This is a genomic window from Pseudomonas sp. (assembly GCF_037994325.1).
Taxonomy (GTDB): domain Bacteria; phylum Pseudomonadota; class Gammaproteobacteria; order Pseudomonadales; family Pseudomonadaceae; genus Aquipseudomonas.
Genome location: NZ_JBBNAH010000430.1, coordinates 1 through 6,015 on the forward strand (window position 1 = coordinate 1; position 6,015 = coordinate 6,015).

Annotated in this window: 6 protein-coding genes; 4 read left to right on the forward strand and 2 right to left on the reverse strand. The window is 60.2% G+C overall.

Annotation, left to right across the window (positions count from 1 at the left end):
- A partial coding sequence (locus AAAB16_RS14470; protein WP_340663942.1) for a DUF1003 domain-containing protein occupies window positions 1-397 on the forward strand: 397 nt, incomplete at its 5' end.
- Here AAAB16_RS14470 and AAAB16_RS14475 read toward each other — a convergent pair.
- On the reverse strand, window positions 394-888 hold the full coding sequence (locus AAAB16_RS14475) for a WG repeat-containing protein (RefSeq protein ID WP_340663943.1): 495 nt from the start codon (window positions 886-888) through the stop codon (window positions 394-396). The two genes, AAAB16_RS14470 and AAAB16_RS14475, sit on opposite strands and share 4 nt — an antisense overlap.
- Window positions 889-1,053: 165 nt before the next feature.
- Between AAAB16_RS14475 and AAAB16_RS14480 the strand changes: the two genes are divergently transcribed.
- The 3 genes from AAAB16_RS14480 (at window position 1,054) to chrA (ending at window position 5,233) form a co-directional block, all read left to right on the forward strand.
- On the forward strand, window positions 1,054-2,448 hold the full coding sequence (locus tag AAAB16_RS14480) for a DUF1254 domain-containing protein (protein ID WP_340663944.1): 1,395 nt from the start codon (window positions 1,054-1,056) through the stop codon (window positions 2,446-2,448).
- A gap of 139 nt (window positions 2,449-2,587) precedes the next feature.
- Window positions 2,588-3,871: an arsenic transporter gene (locus AAAB16_RS14485; protein ID WP_340663945.1), complete on the forward strand. Its 1,284-nt coding sequence runs from the start codon at window positions 2,588-2,590 to the stop codon at window positions 3,869-3,871.
- Between the two features lie 21 nt (window positions 3,872-3,892).
- Complete coding sequence (gene chrA, locus AAAB16_RS14490) at window positions 3,893-5,233, forward strand: chromate efflux transporter (protein ID WP_340663946.1); 1,341 nt, start codon at window positions 3,893-3,895, stop codon at window positions 5,231-5,233.
- 6 nt (window positions 5,234-5,239) lie between these two features.
- On the opposite strand, the gene AAAB16_RS14495 is transcribed toward chrA, so the two are convergent.
- Window positions 5,240-5,926 carry an endonuclease I family protein gene (locus AAAB16_RS14495; RefSeq protein ID WP_340663947.1) on the reverse strand — a complete coding sequence of 229 codons (687 nt, stop codon included), beginning with the start codon at window positions 5,924-5,926 and terminating at the stop codon, window positions 5,240-5,242.
- Between the last annotated feature and the right edge of the window lie 89 nt (window positions 5,927-6,015).

Sequence of the window (6,015 nt, forward strand, 5' to 3'; positions counted from 1 at the left end):
GCGCCTGTCCGACCGGGTTGCGGAGATAGGCGGCTCCTGGACCTTTATCATCGCCTTCTCGGTCATCTTGCTCGGCTGGATGCTGCTCAACACCGACGTGCTCGCCCACTTCGGCATGGCCTTCGACCCCTACCCGTACATCTTTCTTAACCTGATGCTCTCCACCGTCGCCGCCATACAGGCGCCGATCATCATGATGAGCCAGAACCGTCAGGCCTCCAAAGACCGCCTCGCCGCCAGCCTGGACTTTGAAGTGAACCTACGCGCCGAGCTGGAAATCATGCGCCTGCACGAAAAAATTGACCTGGCGATTACCGAGCGGCTGGACCGGATTTTGGCCAAGTTGGAAAGCGGCGAGTCGCGCACGTCAAAAACCTCAGAGGCGCCTGTGCCTTAACGCAGCGGCTGCACTTCCTTGCCGGTGCGATCAATAACGCCCCAACGCCCGCCGCCCATTGACCAGTGCCCATCGGCGTCGGCCGGGCCGCGGGTGCAGCCCACGCACACTTCGGCCTTGCCGCCGTCGAAGGGCGTGCCCCAGTCGTATTTCGGCGCTATGACCTGCTTGAAGTGTTTGTCGTAGTAGCCCAGCTTGCCGTTGACCAACCCGCGCACCAGGCCTTCTTCGAAATAGTCGGCGCCATTGTCGAAAATCGGCACTTGCAGGACCGCGCCCTGGCGGTTGACGTAAAACATGGCACCGTCGGTGGACAGGCTGGCCAGGCCATCGTCATCGAAACTTAAACGGCGAAGGTGTTCGGGCGCCACGCGTAGGGTGTCGCCCTCGCGGCGGGCGCAGTGGGCGTATTCGGCCAGGCCTTCGTCGTTGTCGGCGGCGCTGTAGTAACAGGACAACGCAAAGTCGTCAGCCTGTGCGGTGCTTACCATTAGCCCAAACAGCAATGCTAAACGCAGGAGTGCAGCGGCAATGCTAGACATATACTCGGAACCCAATTTGCCCAATGCCGTTCTTTATCCCTGATGTCAGGCTGATTCAGCAATGGCATTGCGGCGAACGTGTGAAACCGGACTCACCCGCTAAAGGCGCCCTGCATGAAACCACTCGCCCTCCTCGCTCTTGGCCTCGGCCTGCTGTCTGGCATTGGCGCCCATGCCGAGGTCAAGGTGGAGCCGCTGGAGGCTGAGGCCATCGCTAAAGAAGCCTATATCTATGGCTACCCGATGGTGGAGATGTACAAGACCCTGTATATCCAGGCGGTGGATACCGAGAGCAACGCCTACCAGGCGCCGTTCAATCGCATTTCGCATAATTCCGACGTGTACAACGGCAAGACCCGGGCGGTGCAGTCGCCCATTGCCGATACCCGCTATTCCTACGCCTGGCTGGATCTGCGCGCTGAGCCGATGGTGCTGACGCTGCCGACCATCGATAGCGAGCGCTATTACTCGGTGCAGTTGAGCGATATTTTTACCCAGAACTTTGCCTACCTCGGCACCCGCACTACGGGTAATAAGGGCGGCCGCTTTCTGATCGCCGGGCCCAATTGGCAAGGCCCAACGCCCGCTGGCATCGACAAGGTGCTGAGCAGTGAAAGCAGCATCGTCTATGCGCTGTACCGCACCCAGCTGTTTAATGCCGGCGACATGGCCAAGATGCGCCAGGTGCAACAGGGTTACACCCTGCAATCCTTGAGCAGTTATTTGAAATTGGAAGCGCGGCCGACGGCGCCGCGAATCGTCTGGCCAGTGCCGAGCCCGGACAACGCCGCGACTCCAGCCACCTTCCGGCTGCTGGATTTTCTTCTCAACTTCGCCCCACCTCACCCCTCGGAAGTGGCGCTGCGCCGCCGCTTTGCGCGCATCGGCATCAACAGCGACCAACCCTTCCATGAGGACCGGCTAACCCCCACGCAATACAACGCCCTGCAAGCTGGCATTGATGCCGCGCGGGCCGAGTTTGCCACCTTTAAAAGCGCCGAAGTGGACAGCGGGCAGATCCCCGCCAGCGAACTGTTTGGCGACCGCGAGCACCTGGCCAATAACTACTTGGGCCGCTATGCCGGTGCCGCCATTGGCCTGTTCGCCGCCTCCGCCGATGAGGCGAATTTCATCGGCTACTTCAACGATGAGTACGAGCAACCGCTCAATGGCTTGCAGCATGACTACAGCCTGCACTTCGCCAAGGACCGATTGCCGCCGGTAGACGCTTTCTGGTCGCTGACCCTGTACGACGCCAACACCAAACTGCTGATCGACAACCGCCTGAACCGCTACTTGGTCAACTCGCGCATGCTCAATCGTCTGCAACGTGACCCCGATGGCGGCATTACCTTGTACCTGCAACGCCTCAGCCCCGGCATTGCTCTGGAAAGTAACTGGCTGCCAGTGCCACCGGGGCCGTTTTATGGCGTGCTGCGCTTATACAATCCAAAACCTGAAGTCGCCCATGGCCAATGGAAAGCGCCAGCGATTACAGTGCAGCCCTGAACCGTTGAAGCGCGCCTTTGCGTAGGGTGTGCTATGCGCACCAATGGGTTTACGCGCAAATTGTTTGGTGCGCACAGCACACCCTACGCCACCTTTATTTACACCCCTACCCCATGCAGCCCCTTACCTGAGTACTTCCATGCTTGTCGCTTTCCTTATCTTCGCGTTCACCATGCTCCTGGTTATCTGGCAACCCAAAGGCCTTGGCGTTGGTTGGTCGGCGAGTGTCGGCGCGCTCTTGGCTTTGGCGTTTGGTGTGGTTGGCCTGCATGACATTCCCACCGTATGGGCCATCGTCTGGAATGCCACGGCGACCTTTATTGCCCTGATCGTTATCAGCCTGATCCTCGACGAAGCGGGCTTTTTCGAGTGGGCGGCGCTGCATGTGGCGCGTTGGGCGCGGGGCAATGGCCGGCGTCTGTTTGCTTTTACCGTACTGCTCGGTGCGGCGGTGTCCGGCCTGTTTGCCAACGACGGCGCGGCGCTGATTCTCACGCCCATCGTGATTTCCCTGCTGCTGGCTCTGCGCTTCTCCCCTGCGGCTACCTTGGCCTTTGTCATGGCGGCCGGTTTTATTGCCGACACCGCCAGCCTGCCGCTGGTGGTATCGAATCTGGTGAACATCGTTTCCGCCGACTATTTCAAGCTCAGCTTTAACGACTACGCGGCGGTGATGGTGCCGGTCAACGTGGTCAGCGTGGCCGCCACCTTGGCGGTGTTGTATCTGTTCTTCCGCCGCGATATTCCCCTGGCCTACGCCACCGCAGACCTCAAACTACCGGCAGATGCCATCCGCGATAAACCGACCTTTGCCGTGGGCGTCGGTGTATTGGTGGTGTTGCTGATCGGCTTGTTTGCGCTAGAGCCACTGGGCATTCCGGTGTGCGTGATTGCCGGTGTCTGCGCTGCGGCGTTGTATGCCGTCGCCGCCCACGGCCATGTGATTTCCACCCGCCGTGTACTACGCGATGCGCCGTGGCAGATCGTGGTGTTTTCCTTGGGCATGTACCTGGTGGTGTACGGCCTGAAAAACGCCGGCCTTACAGCCTACCTCACCCAAGCGCTCGACTATTTTGCCGGCTATGGCCTGTGGGCTGCTGCCATCGGCACCGGGCTGACTACCGCCTTACTGTCATCGGTGATGAATAACCTGCCCAGCGTGCTGGTCGGCGCCCTGTCGATTCAAGACTCCGCCGCCACAGGCGTGATCCGCGAGGCGATGATCTACGCCAACGTGATCGGCTGCGACCTCGGGCCAAAAATCACCCCCATCGGCAGCCTGGCCACCTTGCTGTGGCTGCATGTGCTGGCGCGCAAAGGCATCCGCATTACCTGGGGTTACTACTTTAAAGTCGGCATTGTGCTGACCTTGCCGGTGCTGCTGATCACCCTAGGCGCGTTGGCGCTGCGCCTGAGCTTGTAACGTCCAAAGGAACGCACACGGATGACGCCCGCTGAAAAGTCGCAAGCCCCGCAACCGGTCAGCATGGGCCAGGCGTTCCTGTTCTGGTTGAAGCTGGGTTTTGTCAGCTTTGGCGGGCCGGCGGGGCAAATTGCGCTGATGCACCAAGAGCTGGTGGAACGGCGGCGCTGGTTGTCCGAGCGGCGTTTTCTGCATGCTTTAAATTACTGCATGCTGCTGCCCGGTCCGGAGGCGCAGCAGCTCGCCACTTATATCGGTTGGCTGATGCACCGCACGTGGGGCGGGGTGATTGCTGGCGGCTTGTTTGTGCTGCCGTCGCTACTGATTTTGATCGGCCTGGCGTGGGTGTATGTCAGCTTTGGTCAGACGCCCGCGGTGGCCGGTTTGCTCTACGGCATCAAACCGGCCGTGACCGCGATTGTGGTACATGCCGCTCACCGTATCGGCTCGCGCACGCTGAAAAACCCTTGGCTATTGGCCATCGCCGCGGCGGCATTTTTCGCCATCTTTGCCCTGCAAGCGCCCTTCCCGCTGATTGTTCTAGCCGCCGGGGTGCTCGGCTGGTTGGGCGGCAAGCTGCGCCCAGCGATCTTCAATCTCGGCGGCCACAGTGCCAACGCGCAGCAATCGTTCGGCGCCGCACTGATTGACGACGACACCCCCACACCCGCCCATGCCCGCTTCCACATCCGCCGCCTGCTGGTGTTACTGGCCTGCGGCGCTGTGCTCTGGTGCGTGCCCATGGCCATCCTTTCCGTGCTCTACGGTTGGCAAGGCACGCTTACGCAAATGGGCTGGTTCTTTACCAAAGCCGCCCTGCTTACCTTTGGTGGCGCCTACGCGGTGCTGCCCTATATCTACCAAGGCGCCGTGGGCCACTACGGCTGGCTAACGCCCGGGCAAATGATCGACGGCCTGGCGCTGGGCGAATCCACCCCTGGCCCGCTGATTATGGTGGTGGCGTTTGTCGCCTTTGTTGGCGGTTTTGTTAAACAGATCTTCGGCCCGGACCAGCTCTTTTTTGCCGGTGCCGTAGCTGCCTGCCTGGTTACCTGGTTTACCTTTCTGCCGTCGTTTCTGTTCATCCTCATCGGCGGGCCGCTGGTGGAATCTACCCACGGCCAGCTGCGTTTTACCGCACCGCTCACCGCCATCAGCGCTGCCGTGGTCGGCGTAATCGTCAACCTGGCATTGTTCTTCGCCTACCACGTGTTTTGGCCGCAGGGCTTTGCTGGGGCTATCGATTGGGCATCGGCACTTATCGCCCTCTGGGCATTTGTCGCCTTGTTCCGCCTCAAACGCGGCGTAATCGAAGTGCTCGCCACCTGCGCCGCACTCGGCTTGGCCGTATACCTGTGGTAACCGCCTTTAGCGACAGGCCTTGAGATCGACCTTGCCAACATAAGGATTGCCGCGCCCCATGACGCACGCGACTTTCTGATTGCGCGCCAGCTCCCAGGGCTTGACCGGGTACTGCTTATTCCACGCCGCGTACATCTGCTTGTCCTGCTTGGACAACCGCAGGCCATAGCGCTCACTCATATAGAAATACGTACGCGCCACCATGCCGCGGACCTGCGGGCGTGGCATGGCCTTTTTCGCCTTGAAATCCACCACCATCGGGCAGGCGCCATACTGTGTCGGCTTTTGCGGCAGCCAGCCATAACCGAAGTTACTGCGGTCGCCATTTACCTCGCCAACGCTGGGCACCAGGTTGTGCAAATCGGCCTCAGCCAAGCGGTACTTCGCGTCTGAACGTGCGCAATTGGAACGCCCGCCCTTCTGCCAACACTGGCGCTGATGGCCAATCACCCAGGCCGGCACAATATGCTCCCACTCAATACGCGCGGCGCGCTGCGCATTTTTGCGCGGCACATAACCGCAGCTTTTCAGGTCCACCTTGTTACCGGTAAAACGGCAGCCGCAATAAAACTCCACCGGGTTGGCGGCATACAGCTTCCAACCGGCTTTCTTGGCTTCGGCAAAGGTGCGAGGGGCAGCGGCGTGAACAGAGGTGGCGAGCAGGAGGCAAAGCAGAAGCAAACAACGCGACATCGGTATGTCCTTGGCATGAAGGGAGACAACAAATAGCTGTATACGCATACAGTTATTTGGCAATCTTCCTACAGACATGTAGGACTATT